At 71.2% G+C, this 22,662-nt stretch carries 21 protein-coding genes; 8 read left to right on the forward strand and 13 right to left on the reverse strand.

Features of this window, described 5'->3' with window-relative positions:
- Positions 1 to 258: 258 nt before the first annotated feature.
- The 5 genes from ACLQ28_RS08580 to deoC all read right to left on the reverse strand — a co-directional run bounded on the left by ACLQ28_RS08580 (position 259) and on the right by deoC (position 5,614).
- Entirely contained in the window at positions 259 to 1,164 is a 906-nt protein-coding gene (locus ACLQ28_RS08580; protein WP_425685645.1) for a M56 family metallopeptidase, read from the reverse strand.
- 10 nt (positions 1,165 to 1,174) lie between these two features.
- Positions 1,175 to 1,657, reverse strand: a complete 483-nt coding sequence (locus tag ACLQ28_RS08585) for a BlaI/MecI/CopY family transcriptional regulator (protein WP_425685646.1) — start codon at positions 1,655 to 1,657, stop codon at positions 1,175 to 1,177.
- Positions 1,658 to 2,400: 743 nt separating this feature from the next.
- Positions 2,401 to 3,225, reverse strand: a complete 825-nt coding sequence (locus ACLQ28_RS08590) for an aldehyde dehydrogenase family protein (RefSeq protein ID WP_425685647.1) — start codon at positions 3,223 to 3,225, stop codon at positions 2,401 to 2,403.
- Positions 3,218 to 4,648: an aldehyde dehydrogenase family protein gene (locus tag ACLQ28_RS08595; protein ID WP_425685648.1), complete on the reverse strand. Its 1,431-nt coding sequence runs from the start codon at positions 4,646 to 4,648 to the stop codon at positions 3,218 to 3,220. The genes ACLQ28_RS08590 and ACLQ28_RS08595 overlap by 8 nt, the downstream gene beginning before the upstream one ends.
- 6 nt (positions 4,649 to 4,654) lie before the next feature.
- A complete protein-coding gene (deoC, locus tag ACLQ28_RS08600) occupies positions 4,655 to 5,614 on the reverse strand; it encodes a deoxyribose-phosphate aldolase (protein WP_425685649.1) in 960 nt (319 codons plus the stop codon).
- A gap of 126 nt (positions 5,615 to 5,740) precedes the next feature.
- Here deoC and upp point away from each other — a divergent pair, with 126 nt between their 5' ends.
- Together upp and ACLQ28_RS08610 are read left to right on the forward strand one after the other, a co-directional pair.
- The gene (upp, locus tag ACLQ28_RS08605; protein ID WP_425685650.1) at positions 5,741 to 6,373 is read left to right on the forward strand and encodes a uracil phosphoribosyltransferase; all 633 of its coding nucleotides are present in this window, start codon (positions 5,741 to 5,743) and stop codon (positions 6,371 to 6,373) included.
- Positions 6,374 to 6,447: 74 nt separating this feature from the next.
- Positions 6,448 to 7,125, forward strand: coding sequence for a GOLPH3/VPS74 family protein (locus tag ACLQ28_RS08610; RefSeq protein WP_425685651.1), 678 nt, complete (start codon positions 6,448 to 6,450; stop codon positions 7,123 to 7,125).
- A gap of 199 nt (positions 7,126 to 7,324) precedes the next feature.
- Here ACLQ28_RS08610 and ACLQ28_RS08615 read toward each other — a convergent pair whose 3' ends face one another.
- Entirely contained in the window at positions 7,325 to 9,004 is a 1,680-nt protein-coding gene (locus ACLQ28_RS08615; protein WP_425685652.1) for a phospho-sugar mutase, read from the reverse strand.
- Positions 9,005 to 9,052: 48 nt separating this feature from the next.
- Entirely contained in the window at positions 9,053 to 11,125 is a 2,073-nt protein-coding gene (locus tag ACLQ28_RS08620) for a serine/threonine-protein kinase (protein WP_425685653.1), read from the reverse strand.
- A gap of 206 nt (positions 11,126 to 11,331) precedes the next feature.
- Between ACLQ28_RS08620 and ACLQ28_RS08625 the strand changes: the two genes are divergently transcribed.
- Both ACLQ28_RS08625 and ACLQ28_RS08630 read left to right on the forward strand, forming a co-directional pair.
- Positions 11,332 to 12,915, forward strand: coding sequence for an acyl-CoA mutase large subunit family protein (locus ACLQ28_RS08625; protein ID WP_425685654.1), 1,584 nt, complete (start codon positions 11,332 to 11,334; stop codon positions 12,913 to 12,915).
- Between the two features lie 447 nt (positions 12,916 to 13,362).
- Positions 13,363 to 14,622, forward strand: a complete 1,260-nt coding sequence (locus ACLQ28_RS08630; protein WP_425685655.1) for an amidohydrolase — start codon at positions 13,363 to 13,365, stop codon at positions 14,620 to 14,622.
- Here the strand turns inward: ACLQ28_RS08630 and ACLQ28_RS08635 are convergent.
- Positions 14,579 to 15,604 carry a DUF4349 domain-containing protein gene (locus ACLQ28_RS08635; RefSeq protein ID WP_425685656.1) on the reverse strand — a complete coding sequence of 342 codons (1,026 nt, stop codon included), beginning with the start codon at positions 15,602 to 15,604 and terminating at the stop codon, positions 14,579 to 14,581. The two genes, ACLQ28_RS08630 and ACLQ28_RS08635, sit on opposite strands and share 44 nt — an antisense overlap.
- 93 nt (positions 15,605 to 15,697) lie before the next feature.
- Between ACLQ28_RS08635 and ACLQ28_RS08640 the strand changes: the two genes are divergently transcribed.
- The 3 genes from ACLQ28_RS08640 (at position 15,698) to ACLQ28_RS08650 (ending at position 18,157) form a co-directional block, all read left to right on the forward strand.
- Positions 15,698 to 16,330, forward strand: coding sequence for an MBL fold metallo-hydrolase (locus ACLQ28_RS08640; protein ID WP_425685657.1), 633 nt, complete (start codon positions 15,698 to 15,700; stop codon positions 16,328 to 16,330).
- A 4-nt stretch (positions 16,331 to 16,334) separates the two neighbouring features.
- Complete coding sequence (locus tag ACLQ28_RS08645) at positions 16,335 to 17,318, forward strand: hypothetical protein (RefSeq protein WP_425685658.1); 984 nt, start codon at positions 16,335 to 16,337, stop codon at positions 17,316 to 17,318.
- 104 nt (positions 17,319 to 17,422) lie between these two features.
- Positions 17,423 to 18,157: an SCO6745 family protein gene (locus ACLQ28_RS08650; RefSeq protein ID WP_425685659.1), complete on the forward strand. Its 735-nt coding sequence runs from the start codon at positions 17,423 to 17,425 to the stop codon at positions 18,155 to 18,157.
- Positions 18,158 to 18,247: 90 nt separating this feature from the next.
- Here ACLQ28_RS08650 and ACLQ28_RS08655 read toward each other — a convergent pair whose 3' ends face one another.
- A complete protein-coding gene (locus ACLQ28_RS08655) occupies positions 18,248 to 18,703 on the reverse strand; it encodes a gamma-glutamylcyclotransferase (RefSeq protein ID WP_184181386.1) in 456 nt (151 codons plus the stop codon).
- A 106-nt stretch (positions 18,704 to 18,809) separates the two neighbouring features.
- Here ACLQ28_RS08655 and ACLQ28_RS08660 point away from each other — a divergent pair, with 106 nt between their 5' ends.
- The gene (locus ACLQ28_RS08660; RefSeq protein ID WP_425685660.1) at positions 18,810 to 20,213 is read left to right on the forward strand and encodes an NAD(P)H-quinone dehydrogenase; all 1,404 of its coding nucleotides are present in this window, start codon (positions 18,810 to 18,812) and stop codon (positions 20,211 to 20,213) included.
- On the opposite strand, the gene ACLQ28_RS08665 is transcribed toward ACLQ28_RS08660, so the two are convergent.
- The 4 genes from ACLQ28_RS08665 to ACLQ28_RS08680 all read right to left on the reverse strand — a co-directional run bounded on the left by ACLQ28_RS08665 (position 20,170) and on the right by ACLQ28_RS08680 (position 22,335).
- Complete coding sequence (locus tag ACLQ28_RS08665; protein WP_425685661.1) at positions 20,170 to 20,820, reverse strand: DUF998 domain-containing protein; 651 nt, start codon at positions 20,818 to 20,820, stop codon at positions 20,170 to 20,172. The genes ACLQ28_RS08660 and ACLQ28_RS08665 overlap by 44 nt on opposite strands.
- A gap of 148 nt (positions 20,821 to 20,968) precedes the next feature.
- Entirely contained in the window at positions 20,969 to 21,301 is a 333-nt protein-coding gene (locus tag ACLQ28_RS08670) for a helix-turn-helix domain-containing protein (protein ID WP_425685662.1), read from the reverse strand.
- Entirely contained in the window at positions 21,298 to 21,666 is a 369-nt protein-coding gene (locus ACLQ28_RS08675) for a type II toxin-antitoxin system RelE/ParE family toxin (RefSeq protein WP_425685663.1), read from the reverse strand. Before ACLQ28_RS08675 ends, ACLQ28_RS08670 begins: the two co-directional genes overlap by 4 nt.
- A 45-nt stretch (positions 21,667 to 21,711) precedes the next feature.
- Complete coding sequence (locus tag ACLQ28_RS08680) at positions 21,712 to 22,335, reverse strand: DedA family protein (protein WP_425685664.1); 624 nt, start codon at positions 22,333 to 22,335, stop codon at positions 21,712 to 21,714.
- Between the last annotated feature and the right edge of the window lie 327 nt (positions 22,336 to 22,662).

A 22,662-nucleotide genomic window follows, 5' to 3' on the forward strand; every position in this document is an offset into this window, starting at 1 on the left:
TCGTAGCCACCCTACACGTAGCTTGGCTACATGTCCGACTACTACGTCTTGTCGTAGGAACTCTACTACGTGACGTAGTAAATGTGGGCCGGGAGAGATCGCGCTCGATCCTGGATGTAGTGGCCTCGAGCCCGCGGGATGCCCCTCGATCCCGGATCGAGTGCGATCTTGCAGCTGCGTGCGTGCGTGCGTGCGTGCGTGCGTGCAGCCGCGTGCGGGCGTGCGGGCGGTGAGGTGGGTGGGCCGGTGTGGGCCGGCTCAGCTGAGGAAGAGGGTTACCGGCAGAGCGACCAGCATGGTGGCGACCGCGAGGGCTGCGGCACCGAGTGCGCGGGGCGGCCGGTCGCTGATCAGCAGACGTTGTACCCGTACGTCAAGATCGTGGTCGCCCATGCCCAGCGCGCCCGCCGGGGTGATCCGGTGACCGGCGGCGGCGAATCGGCGCAGTGCACCCGCAAGCGGAGCATCGGCGTGCAGCTCACGGGCCTTGTCGTCGGCGCGCATCTCGACCAGCAGGGCGACCCGCTCGTGCGCGTCGCGGACCCAGTCGAACCACGGCAACGCCCGGCACAGCGCGGTGAACGGCAGCAGCACCAGGTCGTGCCGCTCGTTGGCGTGTGCACGCTCGTGGCTGAGCACCGCGGCCAACTCGGCCCGATCCAGCAGGCTCAACGTGCCGGCGCTGACAACCACCTGCGGCTTCACGCCGGGCAGGCAGTACGCGGCGGCGCTCGGATGATCCAGCACCAGCGCGCCGGGTGCGGCCGGGTCGTCCCGGGCGACCAGGGAAAGCAGGTCCCGGTGCCGGCGCTGGGCTCGTACGGTGCCGTGGATGCTGCGCACGGTCGTGGTGACCAGCACCGCACCGATGCCGAAGCCCACCCCGACAGCGGCAAGGTGGAAGGAGGTCATCCCGACCGGCAGGGTGCCGTGGCCGAGGTCGTTGGCCAGGGCGAGCAGTGCGCTCCCGGTTGGCAGGTCGTACGTGCTCAACCCGAGCGCCATCGGCAGGCCCATCGCGGAGAGGCCAAGGGCCAAGCCGACGGCCTGCCAGCAGATGATCGCCACCCGAGGGGTGCGCCACGTCCAGGTCGAGCGGGCCAGCACCTGAGCCGTCAGATAACAGGCCAGCATGGTGGTGGCGAAATGCACGGCGTAGGCCATGGCGCGTGCCCTACCGCTCCGCTGCCTCGCCGGCAGGTCGCCGGCCCGCCGGCCCGTTCACCCGGTTGGTCAACTCGCCACCCGACTCGGCCGGACCCGGTCCGGCGGCGGTGGTGCCCGGCCCGGTCAGGCCGACCTCGCTCCCCAGGGCCGCCCGCAGCACCTCGGCCTCGGTGCCGGTGACCGAGCGGGCGAAGCGCACCAGCGCGGCGTCCCGGCTGCCACCCAGGTCGAGGGCGTCGAGCATGAGCTGGGCGATGTGCGCCTCGCGGCTGGCCGCTGGCCGGTACCGCCAGGCTCGGCCCTCCCGCTCCCGCTGCACCATGCCCTTGCCGGCGAGCCGGTCCAGCACGGTCATCACCGTGGTGTACGCCAACTCGCGGCCATCGAGCGCGTCGGCCACCTCGCGCACGGTCACGCCATCCGACGTGCCGGGGGCCACGTCCCACAACACGTCCATCACCGCACGCTCAAGATCGCCCAACCGAGTCACCCCCCAATCCTACCCCCGGTAGTAGACCCCTTCGGGGGCGCTCCCACCCGGCCCCCGGCGCTCCTGCCCGTCCCGCCGGGCGCTCCAGCCCGTCCCCCGGCGCTCCTGCCCGTCCCGCCGGGCGCTCCAGCCCGTCCCCCGGCGCTCCTGCCCGTCCCGCCGGGAGCTCCCGCCCGTCCCCCGGCGCTCCTGCCCGTCCCGCCGGGAGCTCCCGCCCGTCCCCCGGCGCTCCTACCCGTCCCGCCGGGAGCTCCCGCCCGTCTGCGCTCCGCCCGCGACCTGCCCGCGACCTGCCCGCGCCCCGCAGCGGCGATCATGAGGTTGACCGGCCCCGGAGAGATCAGAAACCCCACCAATCTCATGATCACCACGGCTGGCCCGATTGATCACCGCCGTTGGCCCGACCACCAGCCAAGATCCACACAAGATCGGCGATGTTGCTGCCTCAGGCAAGCCGGAAGCAGCAACATCGCCGAAGTTGCGAAGATCATGGACCGCGCGAGCCGCCGCAGCTCCGCAGCGCCGCAGCGCCGCAGCGCGACGTGGCGGCCCACCAAAACCCCGCTGACCGTCAACCCAACCCGAGGCAGAACCCGCAAGCTGACCCACCCGACGGGCCGCGCCCACGTCAGGTTTTCCGGGGGGAGCCCGCCCACGGAGGGATCAAGCCCGACCGCCCGGAGTGGGCGGGCTCCCCCCGGAAAACCAAGGCCGCCGGAGAATCAAAAGGCCGAGGACCGAAATCACACCCCCTTCGGGTGCCACACCGTCTTCGTCTCCAGCAGGGCAGTCATCCGGGCCAGGCCCGGGTCGGCGGACCAGTCGTGGTCGGCCGAGGCCGGTCGGAGCACCCGCTTGAGGTTCTCCGCTGCCTTGACCTCCAGGTCGGTGGCGAACGCGGTGTCGGTCACCCCGGTCAGGTCGATCGCGTTGACATCCATGTGCGCCGCCAGCGCTGGTGCGGTCTCGGTGATCGCGCCGGTGAGAATGTTGACCACCCCGCCGGGCAGGTCGGAGGTGGCCAGCACCTCGGCCAGCGTCACCGCGGCCAGCGGCTCCGACGGGGACGCCGCCACCACCACCGTGTTGCCGCTGACGATCGCCGGGGCGATCACGCTGACCAGGCCGAGCAGCGCCGGGCGCTCCGGGGCGACCACCGCGATCACGCCGGTCGGCTCGGGCGCGGAGATGTTGAAGTACGGGCCGGCGACCGGGTTGGCGCCGCCGTACACCTGGGCGAGCTTGTCGGCCCAGCCGGCGTACCAGACCCAGCGGTCCACTGCGGCGTCCACCTCGTCGCCGGGCACGCCCAGGGCGACGAACTGCTCGCGGCGGCCCTCCAGCATCTCGGCGGCCCGGTAGAGGATCTGACCCCGGTTGTACGCGGTCGCGCCGGCCCAGCCCTTCACGGCTGCGCGGGCGGCGACCACCGCGTCCCGGGCGTCCTTGCGGGAGGCCAGTGACACATTCGAGGACTGCACGAGATACGACCGTCCCGACTCGCTGCGCGGGAACTTCCCGCCGATGAAGAGCTTGTACGTCTTGCGTACCGCGACCCGCTCAGACATTGAGGTACGCCTCCAGCCCGTGCCGGCCGCCCTCGCGACCGTAGCCCGACTCCTTGTAGCCGCCGAACGGCGAGGTGGGGTCGAACTTGTTGAACGTGTTGGCCCAGACGACACCGGCGCGCAGCCGGTCGGCCATCCACAGGATCCGGGATCCCTTGTCGGTCCAGATGCCCGCCGACAGCCCGTACGGCGTGTTGTTGGCCTTCTCGACGGCCTCGGCCGGGGTGCGGAAGGTGAGCACCGACAGCACCGGGCCGAAGATCTCCTCGCGGGCGATGCGGTGTGCCTGGGTGACGCCGGTGAAGATGGTCGGCGCGAACCAGAAGCCCCGCTCGGGCAGGTCGCACGGCGGCGACCAGCGCTCGGCACCCTCGGCGGCGCCGGCGTCGGACAGCTCGCGGATCCGCTCCAGTTGGGCGGCCGAGTTGATGGCGCCGACGTCGGTGTTCTTGTCCAGCGGGTCGCCGACGCGGAGTTGGGCCATCCGCCGCTTCAGCGACTCCAGCACGCGGTCGGCCACGTTCTCCTGGACCAGCAGCCGGGAGCCGGCGCAGCAGACGTGCCCCTGGTTGAAGAAGATGCCGTTGACGATGCCTTCGACTGCCTGGTCGATCGGCGCGTCGTCGAAGACGATGTTGGCGGCCTTGCCGCCCAGCTCCAGGGTCAGCTTCTTGCGGGTGCCGGCGACGGATCGGGCGATGGCCCGGCCGACGTCGGTGGAGCCGGTGAAGGCGACCTTGTCCACGCCGGGGTGCTCGACAAGCGCGCGGCCGGTGTCGCCGGCACCGGTGACGATGTTGATCACGCCGGCCGGCAGGTCGGCCTGCTGGCAGATCTCGGCGAAGAGCAGCGCGGTCAGAGAGGTGGTCTCCGCCGGCTTCAGCACCACCGTGTTGCCTGCGGCGAGGGCGGGGGCGATCTTCCAGGCCAGCATCAGCAGCGGGAAGTTCCACGGGATGACCTGCGCGGCCACGCCGATCGGCTGCGGACTCGGCCCGAAGCCCGCGTGGCCCAGCTTGTCGGCCCAGCCCGCGTAGTAGAAGAAGTGCGCGGCGACCAGCGGCAGGTCGACGTCGCGGGACTCCCGGATCGGCTTGCCGTTGTCCAGGGATTCCAGGACGGCCAGCTCGCGGGAGCGCTCCTGGATGAGCCGGGCGATCCGGTAGAGGTACTTCGCCCGGTCCCGGCCGGGCATCGGACCCCAGACCTTGTCGTACGCCTTCCGGGCGGCGCGCACCGCGCGCTCCACGTCTGGTGCGCCGGCCTCGGCGATCTCGGCCAGCACCTCCTCCGAGGCAGGGTTGATCGACTTGAAGCTGCCACCGTCGGTCGGGTCGACGAACGTGCCGTCGATGAACAGCCCGTATGAGGGTTTGAGGTCCACCACCGAGCGGGACTCGGGGGCGGGGGCGTATTCGAACATCGGCTATCAGTCCAGGGTGAAGTAGTCGGGACCGGAGTAGGTGCCGGTCGTCAGCTTGGTGCGCTGCATCAGCAGGTCGTTGAGCAGGCTGGAGGCGCCGAAGCGGAACCAGTCCGGGTCGAGCCAGTCCGTGCCGACGGTCTCGTTGACCAGCACCAGGTACTTGATCGCGTCCTTGGTGGTCTTGATGCCACCGGCGGGCTTCACGCCCACCTGTCGCCCGGTCGCTTCGCGGAAGTCACGGACCGCTTCCAGCATCACCAGCGTGACCGGCAGTGTCGCCGTGATCGGGACCTTGCCGGTGGAGGTCTTGATGAAGTCGCCGCCAGCCAGCATGGCCAGCCAGGAGGCCCGCCGTACGTTGTCGTAGGTGGCCAGCTCGCCGGTTTCCAGGATCACCTTGAGGTGGGCGTCACCGCAGGCTTCCTTGGTGGCCACGATCTCGTCGTAGACCTCCTTGTACCGCCCGGCCAGGAACGCGCCCCGGTTGATCACCATGTCGATCTCGTCGGCACCGGCCGCGACGGCGGCCCGGGTGTCGGCGAGTTTGATCTCCAACGGTGCCTGGCCGGATGGGAAGGCCGTCGCCACGCTGGCGAGGTGCACGCCCGAACCACGGAGCACCTCGGCGACGTGCGGGACCATCGTCGGGTAGACGCAGACCGCGCCGACGTGGGGGCAGGACGGGTCGGCCGGGTCGGGGCGCAGCGCCTTCGCGGCGAGCGCGCGCACCTTGCCCGGGGTGTCGGCCCCTTCCAGGGTGGTCAGGTCGACCATCCGAATCGCCAGGTCGATCGCCTGGGCCTTGGCGGTGGTCTTGATGGATCGGGTGCCGAGCTGTGCCGCCCGCTGCTCCGCGCCGACCTGGTCCACGCCCGGCAGGCCGTGCAGGAAGGTCCGCAGAGCGGTCTCGGATCGTCCCAGCTCGGAGAGCTCCGACCGGGCCGACGTCGTTGTCGCCGTCATGCCTCGAAGTCTACGCACCGGAGTGTCAAGTGATCTTGCTCACGACGGGCACGCCGACGTGAGCGGCGTCGCTGGTCCGAGCGCAGCCGCACCGCAGCCCCGGACGGACCGGTAGGTTGAGCGATCGTGGACGTACACGTCATTGACCACCCGCTGGCCCAGTCCAGGTTGACCGCCATGCGGGACGCGCGCACCGATTCCTCGACGTTTCGGGCCGCGCTGCACGAACTGACCACCATGCTGGTGTACGAGGCGGCGCGCACCTTCCCCGTCGAGCGGTACCCGGTGCAGACGCCGGTCACCGGCACCGAGGGCACCCGGCTGGCCAACCCGCCGCTGTTGGTGCCGGTGCTGCGGGCTGGGCTGGGCATGGCGGACGCCGCGCTCGGCCTGCTGCCCGAATCCTCGATGGGCTTCGTCGGTCTGGCCCGCGACGAGGCGACGTACGAGCCTCGCGCGTACATGGAGTCGCTGCCCCGCGACCTGGCTGGGCTGCCGGTGCTGGTGCTCGACCCGATGCTGGCCACCGGTGGTTCGCTGGAGCACTGCTGTCGGCTGCTGGCTGACCGCGGCTGCACCGACATCACCGTGCTCTGCGTGCTCGCCGCGCCGATCGGCATCGAGCGGCTGGAACGCTCCGGTCTGCCGTTGCGCCTGGTCACAGCCTCGATCGACGAAGGGCTCAACGACCGCATGTTCATCGTGCCCGGGCTCGGCGACGCCGGTGACCGCCAGTTCGGCGGCATGCCCCGGTTCTGAGGGCGTTACCCGGACGGTGCCGGGTCTGGCGGGTCCGTGCGCGTTGGTGTGCGGACCCGCTACCGTGTCCGGCCATGACTGGTGTTGCGCTCGCCGACGAGTTGTTGCTCCTCGCCTATGACGATACGACCGGCAAGGCGACCATGCCGCGGATCAGCCTGGACCTCGGCATGGCCGCCGCGGTGCTGGTCGAGCTGGCCCTGGCCGGGCGGGTCGCGTACGCCGACGGGTCGTTGACGGTGATCGACCCGACGCCGACCGGCGAGCCGGTCGCCGACGAGGTGCTGGGCCGGGTCGCGGCCGACACCCCGCACACCCCGGCCTCCTGGGTGCAGCGTCTGCGGCACGGCCTGCGTGACCGCATTCTCGGTGACCTCTGCAGCCAGGGTGTGATCCGCGACGTCGACGAGACTGAGCTGGGCTTCATCCACGTGCACCGCTACCCGGTCCTGGACACCTCCGTCGAGGCGGAGACCCGGCAGCGGCTGGCCGAGGCCCTGACCGGTGCGGCGGCCCCGGACGAGCGGACCGCCGCGCTGGCCACCCTGGTCGTGGTGCTGCGGATGGAGTCCGCTCTCGGGGTGAGCGGCGAGACCGCCGCCGACGCTCGTCGCCGGCTGGAGGCGATCGCCACCGGCGCCGGTTTCTCCGGCGAGGTGAGCACCGACGACTCGGTGGTCCGTCCCTCGGTGGGCCTGGTCGTCGCCGCCCTGGGCCGCGCCGTCGACCAGGCTCTCGGCCCGCGCCGCTGATCCCGCGCCGCTGATCCCGCGCCGCGGACTTCCCCAAGGTGCAACCAGGCGTCGGGCGATCCTGCCCGCGTCCTTTGCTCTGCTTCAACGGAGGCAACAGTCGAGGCCCGTTGTCGTAGCCTGGGTTGAAGCAGAGCAAAGGACACCGAGGGGGCAGGGGGCCGGGCTCCCCGGATGGTCGCCCGGCGCGGCCCGCCAGTCAGAGCCCCAGAGCTGCGGCGATCTCGCCGCGCAGTGCGGCGACCGCCTGCGCCGCCCGGCTGCGGGCCGTCGGGACGTCACTGCCCATGACCGGCTCCACCACCTCGAGGTACGCCTTGAGCTTCGGTTCGGTGCCGGATGGGCGGATCACCACCCGGGCCACCGAGGTACGCAGGATCACCACGTCCGACTCGGGTAGCAGGTCCCGGACGCTGTCGACCGGCTGCCCGAGCAGGGTGGTGGGGGTGGCCGCCCGGATCCTCGCCATCGCGTCGGCAATCACCCGCAGGTCGTCCACCCGGGCGGAGAGCTGATCGGTGTGGTGCACGCCGAACTCGGCGGCCAACTCGTCCAACCGGTCGGTCAGCGTGCGGCCCTCCGCCTTGAGGCCGGCGGCCAGCTCGGCCACGGTCAGCGCGGCGGTGATGCCGTCCTTGTCCCGGACGTGCTCAGGGGCGACGCAGTAGCCGAGCGCCTCCTCGTAGCCGAAGACCAACGGCGCGCTCCCGCCGCCAGCCCGGACGATCCACTTGAAGCCGGTCAGCGTCTCGTCGTAGGGCAGGCCCCGGGCCGCACACATCGCCCGCAGCAGTGACGAGGACACGATGGTGGTGGCGTAGAGCCCGGTAACCCCGCGGCGCATCAGGTGGTCGGCGAGCAGCACGCCCACCTCGTCGCCGCGCAGCATCCGCCAGGTCTGCGCGCCGTCGCCTCCGCTTTCGCGTACGACCACCGCGCACCGGTCGGCGTCCGGGTCGTTCGCGATGGCGAGGTCCGCGCCGGTGGAGTCGGCCAGGGCGATCAGCCGGTCCACCGCACCCGGCTCCTCCGGGTTGGGAAACGACACGGTCGGAAACGCCGGGTCCGGCTCGGCCTGGTCGGGCACCACACCGGGGATCGGGAAACCAGCGCGGGCGAAGGCTGCGGTGAGCACCGCCGCGCCCACCCCGTGCAGCGGCGTGTACGCCACTGTCAGGTCCCGTGGCCCTTCCGCGTCGATCACCGCGGTGGCCCGTTCGACGTACGAGGCGACCAGGTCGTCGCCGAGCACCTGCCCGGGTTGGCCCAGCGGCACCTGGGTCAGCGGCCCGACCGATCGGATGGCCGCCTCGATACCAGCGTCGGCGGGTGGCACGATCTGCGCGCCGGCACCCAGTGCCCCGCCCAGCTCCGCGCCGAGGTAGACCTTGTAGCCGTTGTCCTGTGGTGGGTTGTGGCTGGCGGTGACCATCACCCCGGCGACCCCGCCGAGGTGACGCACCGCGTACGCCAGCACCGGGGTGGGCAGCGGGTGGGGCAGCAGCAGCGCAGGCCGGCCGGCTCCGGTGGCCACCTGGGCGGTGCGCTCGGCGAACTGCCGGGAGCCGTGCCGAGCGTCGTACCCGATCACCAGGGGACCGGTGCCGCCCTGGGCCGCGAGCCAGCTGACCAGGCCAGCAGCGGCCTGGGTGACCACGGCGAGGTTCATTCCGTTCGGGCCCGCGCGCAGCGGGCCGCGCAAGCCCGCGGTGCCGAAGGTCAGCGGGCCGGCGAACCGGTCGGCCAGCTCCGGTGCGCTCGCCGGCAGCCCGTCGAGCACCGCCGTCAGCTCGTCCCGGCTGGCCGGGTCGGGGTCGTCGGCCAGCCAGCGCTGGGCTTGCTCGCGAATGTCGTCGATGTCAGTGGTGTCCGCCGCCATGCCTCTTGATAGCACGGCGACGGATCACCGCTGTGGGTTCCCTCCGGCTCAGCCGTCCCCGGTGAGCTGGAACGTCCGCACCATCTCGTCGAAGATCGGCTTGCTCTCCGCGAACTTGGCGTCCGTCGAGGTGAGGTAGAACGAGTACGCCTTGCCGCCCTCCGCCACACCCCGCCAGACGCCGTGCCGCATGACGTCGCCCGCGCCGCAGGTGTATTCGAATTCGGCGGCGGGCTTGCTGGCCAACTCGGTCTCGTTGGCGCTGACCTGCTGGTAGGGCTTGACGCAGGAGGTGCTCTTGGTCTTGAGGCCGTTCTCGGCCGTCTCCGCCCACCGGGTGGAACTGCTGGACCACTTCTCGGTGATGATGCGGACCTTGCGGCCGCTGTCCTCCGGGTCGATGTAGTCGGTGTAGGAGCCGCCGGTGGCCTTCTTCCAGCCCTTCGGCACCATGACCTGGATGCCGCGGGCGGCGTGTTCCTGCATCTCGACGTCGGGGGTCGCCGCCGCGGACGGAGTGGGTTGTGCCTGCGGAGTGCTCGGCGGGGGGTCGTCGCCGCCGGAGAGCGCCAGCACACCCAGCACCAGCACGACGGCCAACCCGCCGGCTGCGGCGAGCTGCACCTTGCGTGGCCAGCCCTTGATCGTGCTGACGAGCTGGGCTCCGGTGGTGCGGGCCTTGCCCAGAGCGCCGCCGTCCGAAGCGGCGGGCGAGGCGGCCCACGGTTGGCCGGTGCCGGGCACCGACCACTGGTTGCCGGCGGAGTAGGTGCCGCCGATGCGCTGGGTGGCCTCCGGTGCGCCGCCGTATCCGACCTGCTGGGTGGCGTCGGCCGGGCTGCCGTAGCTGACCCGCTGGGTGGCGTCCGGGTGCCCGCCGGCGTCCACCCGCTGGGTGGCGTCGGCGTTACCGCCGTAGGTGCGTCCGATGGCTGATTGGCCGGGGCCGGGCATCGCGCCGGTGGGCGTGTGCAGCGGGCCGGCCAACGCGTCGGCGCTGGTCTCGTCGAGCCCGGTGGCGCCGGCCAGGCCAGCCGGCCGTGGGCGTTCGCCCCGGCGCAGCGCGGCCAGCCGGTCGGTCAGGGACTCCCCGGGGGCCAGCATCGCCGGGCCACCGATCTGGTTGTCCGGATTCGGCTTCGACTTCGGCTCTGGCTGGGACGGCGGAAGGACGGGCACCGGGCGCTGCTGCACCGGCACCACGGCGTACGGGTCGGTGACCGAGTGCACAGCGGTCGCGGTGCTGCCCAGCGGGCCGGCGAGCAATTCGCGCAGCATGGCCCGGGAGGTGTGCACGTCCAACCGGCGCGCCGGGTCCTTCTCGAGCAGGCCCATCAGCACACGGGTCAGTGGGCCGCTGCGCTGTGGCGGGGCGGGCGGGTCCTCGACCACGGCGTGCATGGTCTCGATCGGGTCGCCCTTGTCGAACGGGGGGCGCCCCTCCACCGCGGTGTAGAGCGTCACACCCAGCGAGAAGAGGTCGCTCGGCGGGCCGAAATCCTGGCCCATGGCCCGCTCGGGCGAGATGAAGTGCGGCGAGCCGAGCACCATGCCGGGGGTGGTGAGCTGCACGTCGGTGGGCATCCGGGCGACCCCGAAGTCGGTCAGCACGCAGCGCCCGTCGGTGCAGATCAGCACGTTGGCGGGCTTCACGTCGCGGTGCAGCACACCGATCGCGTGCGCGACCTCCAACGCGCCGAGCAGCGCGATGCCGATCTTGGCGACGGCGCGGGGCGCGACCGGCCCGTCCTCGATCACCATGTCGGCGAGGCTGCGGGCGTCCAGCAGCTCCATCACGATCCACGGGCGGCCGGCCTCGGTCACCACGTCGTACACCTGCACCACGGCGGGGTGCTGGAGGGCAGCGGCGGCGCGGGCCTCGCGCAGGGTGCGTTCGTACATCGCGTCACGGTCGCTGGGGGCCAGCCCTGGAGGCAGGACGACCTCCTTCACCGCCACATCGCGGCGCAGCAGGGTGTCTGTGGCGCGCCACACCGTGCCCATGCCGCCGTTGCCCACCGAGGACCGCAGCGAGTATCGGCCACCAATTGTGGTGCCGGGCGCTGCTCGGCCGTTGGCGGGACTAACTGGTCCGCCGCTCCACGTCGGGATCTGAGTCACAGAAAAGCCACCGGGGGAAATCGAGGGGGGCTGGGACACAACCCCCCTATCTTGCTGGTTCCGACGCCGGATGCGAAAGCCGACGCGACGGTCGTTTATTGAAGTCGACAGAACGTGCCGTGTCGTTCACCTCGTGTCGACCGGTTGGGACGCACTGTGCGGTATCCCTCACCCGGTGACGTGGCCAGGCGTCCTACCATCCGGGGATGAACGAACGGCGGTCAAGCGAGTCCGGTTTCCCGATCAACGGCGTCTACACGGAGGCCGACCTTCCGGAGGACCTGGACACCCGGCTGGGCGGCCCCGGCGAGTTCCCGTACACCCGGGGGGTCTACCCCACGATGTACACCTCCCGCCCGTGGACCATGCGCCAGTACGCCGGCTTCGGCACCGCCACCGAATCCAACGCCCGGTACCACCAGCTGTTACGGGCTGGCACGATGGGCCTCTCGGTCGCCTTCGACCTGCCGACGCAGATGGGCTACGACTCCGACGAGCCGATCGCGCACGGCGAGGTCGGCAAGGTGGGCGTCGCCATCGACTCCATTGAGGACATGCGGCTGCTCTTCGCCGACATCCCGCTGGACAAGGTCTCCACCTCGATGACCATCAACGCGCCCGGCTCGGTGCTGCTGCTGCTCTACCAGCTCGTCGCCGAGGAGAACGGGGTGCCCGGCTCGGCGCTCAACGGCACGATCCAGAACGACATCCTCAAGGAGTACATCGCCCGGGGGACGTACATTTTCCCGCCGAAGCCCTCGCTGCGGCTGGTGGCGGACACGTTCGCGTACTGCCGCAAGGAGGTGCCGAAGTGGAACACCATCTCCATCTCCGGCTACCACATGGCGGAGGCCGGCGCGACGCCCGCGCAGGAGATCGCGTTCACCCTGGCCAACGGCGTGGAGTACGTACGCGCCGCGCTGGCCGCCGGGCTCGCGGTGGACGACTTCGCGCCCCGGCTGTCGTTCTTCTTCGTGGCCCGCACCACGCTGCTCGAGGAGGTGGCGAAGTTCCGCGCCGCCCGGCGGATCTGGGCCCGGCTGATGCGCGACGAGTTCGGTGCCAAGGATCCGAAGTCGATGATGCTGCGTTTCCACACCCAGACCGCCGGCGTACAGCTCACCGCGCAGCAGCCGGAGGTCAACCTGGTCCGGGTGGCGGTGCAGGGGCTGGGTGCGGTGCTCGGCGGCACCCAGTCGTTGCACACCAACAGCTTCGACGAGGCGATCGCGCTGCCCACCGAGAAGGCCGCCCGGCTGGCGCTGCGTACTCAGCAGGTCCTGGCGTACGAGACGGACCTGACCGCCACCGTGGACCCGTTCGCGGGCTCGTACGTGGTGGAGGCGATGACCGCCGAGATCGAGGCCGCCGCTCTGGAGCTGATGGAACGGGTGGCCGACCACGGCTCCGCGGTGGACGCGATCGAGGCCGGTTTCCAGAAGCGGGAGATCGAGCAGTCCGCGTACCGGATCGCCCAGGAGATCGACTCGGGCGAGCGGGTGGTGGTCGGGCTCAACCGGTTCACCGTGGACGAGGAGGAGCCGTACGAGCCGCTGCGGGTCGACCCGACGATCGAGGCGGCCCAGGCCGACCGGCTGGCGCGGTTGCGCTCCGAGCGGGACGCCGACGCGGTGACTCGGGCACTCGCCGACCTGCGGACCGCCGCCGAGGGCTCGGACAACGTGCTGTACCCGATGAAGGAGGCGCTGCGGGCCCGAGCCACCGTGGGTGAGGTCTGCGGGACGTTGCGCGAGGTGTGGGGGTTGTACCGGCCCACCGATCGCTTCTGAGCGTCTCGGGCCGGCGGGGCGGTGTGTCCGCTGGGCTTGGCGGGTACCCGGTCGGGTGAACACGGGCGCACACCGTGTGCGCCCGTTGCGGACGCGCGCATGTGAACGTCCCTATCCGGCTCGTTGCGCTGCGTGGTCGGCTTATTGTCGGAGTGTCAGTTCACCACCCCGACTAATGCGACAATTTGCAACAGGGCTCCGCGAGTGCCGCCGGGGATTCGCGACCGCCGTGATCGGTTACGCGTTGTAGGAGGTGAGGGGCGGATGTCGGCGTTCGATGGCGATCTACCTGCTGTCCCGCACCTTGACGAGCACCCTCAGCAGGGCATACGTGACGCTTCGCGGTCCGATCATTACCGTAACGAGGTTGCGCAGCGTCACCGTCGGAGGTCTAGGCTGTCTGCTGTCCCCGATGATCCATCCATCTCTAGTGATCGAGAATTCGACGTGACGAGTGCGTTGACGCTGCCCACGGGTGGCCAGCTGGCGTCGTCCTGGCCGGAGACGCCCCCCGGTTCCCAGCCCCTGCCCCGCGAGTTGGATCATCTCCTCGCGCTCCGGGTACCGGGGCTGATCGCTACGCGCCGTCACCTCCACTCGCACCCTGAGCTCTCCGGCAACGAGTTCGAGACGGCCGCGCTGATCGCCCGGGAGCTCTCGCTGGCCGGGCTGAACCCGCGCATGCTCCCCAAGGGCAACGGCGTGATCTGCGACATCAACGGCAGGCCGGACGGCCCGGTCGTCGCGCTGCGCGCCGACATCGACGCCCTGCCGCTCGACGACCCCAAGGACGTGCCCTACCGGTCGACCGTGGAGGGCGTCTGCCACGCTTGCGGGCACGACGTGCACACCACGATCATGCTCGGCGTCGGCATGCTGCTCGCCCAGCTCGCCGACCTGGGCGAGTTGGACGGGCGGGTCCGGCTCATCTTCCAGCCGGCCGAGGAGATCCTGCCCTGCGGCTCGCTCGAGGTCATCGAGGCCGGCGGCCTGGACGACGTGGTGCAGATCTTCGCGCTGCACTGCGACCCGAACCTGCCGGTGGGCCAGGTCGGCCTGCGGGTCGGCCCGATCACCGCGGCCGCCGACAACGTCACCGTTCGGCTCTCCGGCCCGGGCGGGCACACCGCCCGGCCGCACCTGACCGTCGACCTGGTCGACGCGCTCGGCCGGCTGGTCACCGAGGTGCCCGCTCTGGTCAGCCGCCGGGTGCCAGCCAACAGCGGCCTGCTGCTCGTCTTCGGCCACGCCTCGGCCGGCACCCGCTACAACGTCATCCCCTCCGAGGCGAGCGCCTCCGGCACCCTGCGCGTGATGGACCGCGACACGTGGGAGCAGGCACCCAAGATCGTCGCCCAGGTGGTCCGGGACGTGATCGCACCGACCGGTGCCACGGTCGACCTGGAATACCTGCGCGGCCGGCCACCGGTGTGCAACGACTCCCGGGCCATCCAGGTGCTGACCGCCGCCACCGCCGCCGCGCTCGGCCCGGAAGGGGTCGCCGAGACACCGCAGAGCATGGGCGGCGAGGACTTCTCCTGGTATCTGGAGTACGTCCCCGGCGCCCTCGCCCGGCTCGGCGTGGGTCGCTCCGGCCCCAACGTCGACCTGCACCGCGCCAGCTTCGACGTGGACGAGCGGGCCATCCCCGTTGGCGTACGCGTCATGGTGCAGACCGCGCTACGGGCACTGGCGGCGGCGCGCTGACCGGTGCGTTCATCGGCGCGACCAGCGGCGGGGTCTTGCGTCGTCGGCGCAGCACCAGCAGCAGCACCGCCACCGGCACGCCGAATGCCACAAGCCACGGCAGCAGCGCCCCCAGCACGGTGAGCAGGACGGTCAACGAGGCGACGAACGCCCTCCAGCTACCGGTCAGCCCGGCCAGGAAGCCCGTCTCGGTCTTCTCCGGGGTGGCCTTCGCCGCCGGCCCGGCCAGCGTCACGGTGATCGTGGAGAGGGCCGTCAGGTCGGCCAGCCGCCGCTTCTTGGCCTCCAACGACGCCAGGTCGGCCTCGCGGCGACCCAGCTCGTTCTCCAACGACACCAGGTCGCTGATCGAGGTGGCGCGAGCCAGTAGCTGGCGGGCACTCTCCACCCTGGCCCGCTGACTGACGATGCGCGCGTCGAGGTCGACGATCGCCTCGGTGGCGTCCTCGGTGCTGATGTCCCGGCTCTGCTGACGGCCGAGTTTCGCGACCTCGTCCACCACACCTGTGAACTTCGCCGCCGGGACCCGCAGCTGCATGTCGGCCACCGCGTCGGCCTGGGCACTACGCCGCTGGTCACCGCCGATGAAGCCGCCGGCCCGGGTGACCAGGTCGCTGACCTCGCGGGCAGCGACGTCCACATCGTCCACCTGCACCCGCATCGATCCGGTGTAGATGATCGCCCGTTGGTCGATCCGCAGGTCGGGTGCTGCGGCACCGCCCTCCTGCGGTGCCCCGGCCTTGCCGTCCTGAGGTGCGCCGGCCCCGGCCGCCTCGGGTTTTCCGAGCAGGCCGTCCTTGTCCGCACCGCCGCCGTTCGCCGCCGCAGGGCCGTCGGCAGCCGTGCCCGCCGTATCTTTGGACCCACTGTCGTTGGCTCCGCACCCGGTCAGCACCAGCGCCGCCGCCAGTGCCGTTGCCGCCAGCAGTGTGCCGCGGCGGCGTACCACCTGTCCGTCCATCCCCGCTCCCATCGTCGTCATCCGGTGTGGCGATAGCTCGGACGCGGCGCACGCGTCGGCTGGTTCCGGCAGACTGCGCTGAGGACGTCACGATTCGATAATCGAGGAGTCACGATGCGGCTCACCAAGTACGCCCACTCCTGTCTCCGGGTGGAACACGACGGGGGAGTGCTCGTCGTCGACCCGGGCATGTTCAGCGACCCCGCAGTGGCGTTGGACGGTGCCGATGCGGTGCTGATCACCCACGAACACCCCGACCACCTGGACCTGGCGGCGGTGCGCCTGCAGCTCGACCGACAGCCGTTCCCTATCCACGGGCCCGCCTCGCTAGCCGGGGCACTGGGCGACGCCGCCGAGATGCTGCGTCCGGTCACGGCCGGTGAGTCGTTCACCGCCGCCGGGGTCGCCGTCCGCGCGTACGGAGGGCGGCACGCGGTGATCCACCCGGACATCCCGGTGGTGGACAACCTCGGTTACCTGATCAATGACGTGGTCTACCACCCGGGTGACGCCCTGGTGGTGCCCGAGGAGACACCCGTCGACACGCTCTTCGCGCCGATCCACGCCCCCTGGTCGAAGTTCTCCGAGGTGGTCGACTTCATCCGCGCGGTCGCGCCGCGCCGCGCGTACGCCCTGCACGACGCCCTGCTCAACGACAACGGTTTGGGCGTGCTCGACCGGCAGTACACGGCGCTGTCCGGCACCGAATACCAGCGACTGGAGCCCGGTAGCCGGGTGGACGTCTGAAACGATGCCCGGCCCCTCAGCGGAGCTGGTGCAGCAGCTCTACCGCATCCCACCGGACCGGTTCGTGGCCGCCCGGGACGCCGCCGTGGCCGACGCCCGCCGCGCCGGCGACCCGGGCACCGCCCGACAGTTGGCCCGGCTACGTCGCCCGACGGTGGCCGCCTGGCTGGTGAACCTGCTCGCCATTCGACGCCCGGAGCTGGTAACCGACCTGGTCCAGCTCGCCGATGCGCTGCGGGCCGCCCAGCGGGAGTTGCGCGGGCCCCGGCTGCGGGAGCTGTCCGCGCAGCGCCGTGCGGTGGTCGCCGCCCTGGTCGCCGAGATCCGCAAGCTCGCCGCAGCGGAGCCGGACGCCCCACCGGCCGGTCGGCTGCCACTGGCCGAGGTGGAGGCGACCCTGAACGCCGCGTTCTCCGACGTGGAGGTCGCCGAGCAGGTCCGGGCTGGGCGTCTGCTCCGGGCCGCCAGCTACGCCGGGTTCGGCGAGGTGCCCCGGCCACAACTGCGGCTGGTCACCGGCGATGACGAGGAGTTGGCGGAGGAACGCCCGGCCCGCCGACCCGGTTCCCAACGAGGGCGTCCCGAGGCGACCCCCCGCACGGACCGGGCGGCGGAGCGCGCCGAGCAGGCCGAGCGGACTGCGCAACGGGCGGCCCGCGCCGAGCGGGCCCGGCAGCGCCGCGCCTTGGACCGGGAGCTGGCGTTGGCCCAGGCCGACCAGGAGCGTGCCGAGGCCGAGCTGACAGAGGCGACCGGGCAGGAGCGCGACGGTGTCTCCGTACTCGATCGGATCGAAGCCGAACTGGCCGAGTTGGAGCGGCGGCGGGCGGTCGCCGAGCAGGATCTCAGCCGGGCCAAGCTCGCCCGGCGTGCCGCCGAGCGCGCGGTCACCGTCGCCCGGCGCCGCGCGGGTGAAGTCGAAGCGGCGGTCGAGGCGCTGGCGGCCGAAGAGGGGGATGCGGACACGGGCGGTGGCGCGGCAGACTGATCATCAATGGGCGACAACGAGTGTGCGGACCATCCACGACGGGTGACCCCGGAACGGGGCATCGTCGTGGTCGACGGGTCGGGTTGCGCGAGGGGGGCGCTCGAATGACACCGGAACAGGTCGCCGCCGCCAGCAAGCCTGTCGTGCTCGACCTGGGCGACGCGTTCAGCCGGGACCCGACCACGCTGCGCCGGGCCCGGCTGCTCGGCATATCGGGCTGGGCGTTCTACATCGGTGGCCGAGCTGGCGCGCTCGGCGATGTGCGGGCCGAGACGGCTGCCGCCGCCCTCGGGTTCATCGCCCCGGACGCGGTCGCCGACGGATGGGACGCCGCAGCCCGGATTGTTCCACCGTTGGAGGTGGCCGCCGCGAGCCTCGCCGAGTGCTGCCGTTGGGGATCGCAGCAGCTCGATGCCCTGCCCACCACCGAGCGCCTGGCCGCACTCGTCGAGCGGGCGGTGGTGGCGGCGGACGCCAGCGCCATGCCGCTGTTCGCCGCGTGGCGGGCCATGCCAATGCCGGATCTCTCCCCGGGTGCCCGGAGTGCCGCCGGGCTGCGACTGCTCCGGGAACACTTCACCGGCGCCTACCTGCTGGCGGTACGCGCCGCCGGGATGACACCACTGGAGGCTGTGCTCTCCGGGCCGAAGGGGGAGGCCGGGGCGGTGGCCTGCGGCTGGCCGCCGCCGTACCCGCCGATCGGGCCGTTGGTGCGTCGGCGACTGTGGGCCGAGGCGGTGACCCACCGTCTCGTCGCGCCGGCGTTCACGGCTCTCGACCCCGCTGACGGTGCCGAGTTGGTGGAGTTGCTGCACCGCACCCGGGCCGACCTCACCTGAGCCGCAGGTGTGTGATTGACGACGCCGGTCGAGCCCGCGCGGCGACCCGGTCGACGGCGGTAGCAGACTGGAGACGTGCGATACGCGCTGCTACGCCGACGCGGTGCCGGTGGGGCGGGACCGCAGCTCCGTGACGTAGTCGTCCGGGGCGCCGGCCTTCTCGGCGGCGTTCGCGATCTCGGAGAGATACCACGAGGTCGGCAGGCCGCCCTCGTACCCGTTGAAGACGTAGATCCAGGCGGTCACGTCGCCGTCGAGGGTGGAGACCCGGACGTGCAGCTTGCGGTACGTGCCGGCGGTCACACCCTCGATCTCGTCGAGCTGGCCCGCGTCGTACGGGTGGATGTCGTAGAGCGCCACGAAGACCCGCTCGCCCGGCGACTCGACCAGGGTGCTCACCGCGCCCTCCCAGCCGATCACGTCCGCTCCGGCGAAGGTCAGCCGCCAGCCCTCCAGCCAGCCGGTGCCCACCATCGGCGAATGCGGACAGTAGGCGCGCATCCGGGCGGGGTCGAGATTTGAGCCGTAGGCGGCGTGATGACGCACGGCGATGACGATAGCCCCGCAGACGGGTGGGGGAGAATACGACAGCGCGTGTCGAATGCGCTCGGGAGAAGAAAGTCACTGTGAGCATGGACGAAGGGCGAACGCTGTGAGCCGGATCGTGATCATCGGTGGTGGGCCGGCCGGATATGAGGCGGCGCTGGTCGCCGCCCAGCTGGACGCCGATGTCACCGTGGTGGAGGCCGACGGCGCGGGTGGAGCGTGTGTGCTCTCCGACTGCGTGCCGTCGAAGACCTTCATCGCCAGCTCGGGGGTGGTCACCGGCTACCGCGACACCGAGGAGTTCGGGGTGCACTCGGACGGTCTGGAGGCGGTCACCGTCGACGCGCGTGCGGTGCACGAGCGGGTCAAGCGGCTGGCATTGGCGCAGTCCGCTGACATCCACGCGAAGCTGCTCAAGGCGGGGGTCACTTTCGTGGCCGGCACCGCCCGGCTCGGTGAGGACGCCCTCGGGCACACGCACCGGGTCGTCGTCACCCCCGCCGACGGCGGCGAGGAATACTCCATCGCCGCGTCCACCGTGCTGCTGGCCACCGGCTCGACCCCCCGTCAGTTGCCCACCGCCGTCCCGGACGGCGAGCGCATCCTGACCTGGCGCCAGGTGTACGACCTGCCGGAGCTGCCCGAGCACCTGATCGTGGTCGGCTCGGGTGTGACCGGCGCGGAGTTCGCCAGCGCGTACCTGGCGATGGGGGTCGAGGTCACCCTGGTCTCCAGCCGCGACCGGGTGATGCCGCACGAGGACGCCGATGCCGCGTCCGCCATCGAGCGGGTGTTCCGCAACCGGGGTATGGAGATCCTCAACAACTCTCGGGCCGACGCGGTCCGGCGTACTGCCGACGGTGTCCAGGTGGAGCTCTCCGACGGCCGCAAGGTGACCGGCTCGCACGCGCTGATCACGGTCGGTTCGATCCCGAACACGGCCAACCTGGGCCTGACCGAGTACGGCGTGGAGATGGGCCGGGGCGGCTATGTGAGCGTCGACCGGGCCTCGCGGACCAACGTGCCGGGCATCTACGCCGCTGGTGACTGCACCGGCGTGCTGTTGCTGGCCAGCGTCGCCGCCATGCAGGGTCGGATCGCCATGTGGCATGCCCTCGGCGAGGCGGTCCGTCCGCTACGGCTGCGTACCGTCGCGGCGAACGTGTTCACCGACCCGGAGTTGGCGACGGTGGGCGTTTCGCAGGACGAGGTGGACTCGGGCAAGGTGCCGGCCCGCCAGGTGATGCTGCCGCTGTCCGGCAACGCCCGGGCGAAGATGGACGACCTTCCCGACGGCTTCGTGAAGTTGTTCTGCCGACCTGCCAGCGGTCAGGTGATCGGCGGTGTGGTGGTCGCCCCGAAGGCCAGCGAGCTGATCCTGCCCATCACGATGGCGGTGGAAAACAACCTCACGGTCAACGAGTTGGCGCAGACCATCACCATCTACCCGAGCCTTTCCGGATCGATCACCGAAGCGGCCCGCCAGCTAATGCTCCACGAACTGGAGTAACCCCGACCGCCGCAGCCCGGGTTTGGGTCACCGCTACCGTGGCCAGGACGGCTACCTCGGTGAGGATGAGGAGGCGTTCGGCCAGGCCGATGAGCATCCGGTCGCCGGGGTAGGCGGACCAGATCATCGCTGCGGCCAGGGCGAGGCTGAGCAGGACGAGGGTTCGTAGCGTCCGGGCTGCGGACGCCAGATCCGGCCGGCGGGCGAGCAGCCAACCGCTGACCGGTAGTGCCAGGAAGGCGACCACCGAGGCGTACCGGTGCAGGTAGGCCGCGGTGGTCATGGCGGTGCCCGGCTCGTTCGTCGGCACTACCGCGGCGAGTAGCAGCCCGGCCATCCACGCGCCGAGCAGCAACTCGGCCGTCCCGGCGCGTGGTCGGGGTGGCCCGGTGCGGCGCAGCCCGTGCAGCAGCGCCACCGTGGCGAGCGCGAGCACCACCATGGCGACGTCGATGACGCCGCCCCGGTCGGAGACCGCGAAGTCGCTGATGGTCAGCGCCCACGGGTTGAGGTCGTCGTTGACTTCGAGGTGGCCGATCACGGTGAGCAGCGCCGCCAGCGCGATGCCGCCGAGGGCGAGCAGGCCGGTGCTCCGGGTTCCAGGCATGCCTCAGCCTGTCGCCGCAGGGACCCCAGCCGGATCCGGGACGGCCACCGAAATCGTTCCGGGGGACCACCCCTAGAGGCATCCGGAGAATCGGTGCGGTTCCTCAGGTACGGCGGCGTGTTGGCCTCTCCGAAGGCGGCCTTCCCGATCAGGCAACGTTCAGCTGGATGTTCCCGATGCGGGCGACGACGTCGAGGTGGCCCCCGAGCCCGGTGACATAGGCACGGAGTGTTTCCAGGCTGGTGTGCTCGCCATTCTCGATCTGGCTGATCCTCGCCTGGGTCAACCCTGCGGCCTCGGCGAGTTGGGTCTGGGTGATGCCCAACTGCTTGCGAATTTCCGCCAGTTGCCCGCCACTGACTGACGCCAGCATCTGCTCGCGCTGCTGAGCCCGTCGCGCAACCCGATCCGGATGATCCCACAACGGATCGAGCTCCCGGGCCTTCGCCTTCACGTCCCGCCAGTCAGCTCCACCGGTCATCGTTGTGTGCCTTTCAGGCTGGTGAGGTGCTCCTGAAACCGATCGTCCGCCAAGGGGACGGCCGTCTGGTACCAACTTTGCCACTGCCCAGACTTGTCGCCGGCGACCAGGAAGACCGCCTCTCGAAGTGGATCGAAAGCGAAGATCATGCGGACCTCCGTGGAGCCCGCGGACCCAGGTCGCAGCTCTTTCATGTGGTGGAAGGAACTGCCTTTGAGGCGGTCGACCAATGGACGCCCGAGCGCCGGCCCGTGCTCGGTGAGGAGGTCGATGGCCTCACTGATGAGGTCGGCACTGGCGGGATCCGTCCTGCAGAGGTCGAGGAACCACTCCTCGACCTCAGGGTGAAGTTTGACGTCCCACATATCGCCAATATAAGTGCAGCTTATACCCGTACGGCGGGCCGACACTCAGTCGATGGGGATGTCTGCTCCGGCGGCGACGGCTCGGGCGTGGCGGGCGCTGACCAGCGTCATCGCCCAGCCTGCTGCGGCGAAGCCGGCCGCGGCGGCGGTGGCGATGATGGCCAGCCGCCATGCCGACTCGGTCAACGCGGTGCCGCCCAGGTGCCCCACGAGCGCCCCGTAGGTGGCCCAGCCCAGCGCGGCGACGGCCTCGTAGAGCACGAACAGCCGGTACGGGTAGCGGCTGCGGCCGGCCGAGAAACAGGCCGCCATCCGGCCGCCGGGCACGAACCGGCAGAGCAGGATGACCAGCGGCCCGGGTTGCCGCAGCCCTTGGGTGACCCGCGCGGCGATCCGACGGGCTCGGCTCAACTCGGCGTGTCGGGGCGGCCGTCGGTCCGGTGCGACCCGTCCGAGCAGGTAGCAGGCCAGGTCGCCAGCGAATACGCCGAGCGCGCCGACGGCGATGGTGACCGGCAGGTTGAGCCCGCCGTAGACGGTGAGCGCACCACTGGTGATCATGACGATCTGGGTGGGGATCACCGGGACGAAGGCGTCCGCGATCAGCAGGGCGAGCAGCAGAAGGTACGCCCACGTCGGCGATGCGACGTCAGTCAGTAGTTCGGGCACGCCTGCCACCTCGCCGGATACGGCCGATTGGGTGTCTTGAGCCTGACGGCGTGTCCGGCGTCACCGTGAACAGCCCCGGCCTGTCGTGACGGTCGACACGACCGGACCACCCAGGTCTAACGAGGCGAACCGATCTTGGGTGACGGGTTCGGTGGTCGTCCCAGCCGTCGTGCACCGGTCGGCAAATCGGCGTACGTCGGCGTACCGTTGTTGGCGCGGCCCACGCCCGTCGGGTCCCCCGTTCCTGACGATTCGGGCCGCCTGGGCCGCCGGCGGGTCCCGCGCCGGCGGCCCGCCCCCTCCCTCGCCGCCGCAAATCCAGGTGCG

This window comes from Micromonospora sp. DT201 (genome assembly GCF_049841575.1).
Lineage (GTDB): Bacteria > Actinomycetota > Actinomycetes > Mycobacteriales > Micromonosporaceae > Micromonospora.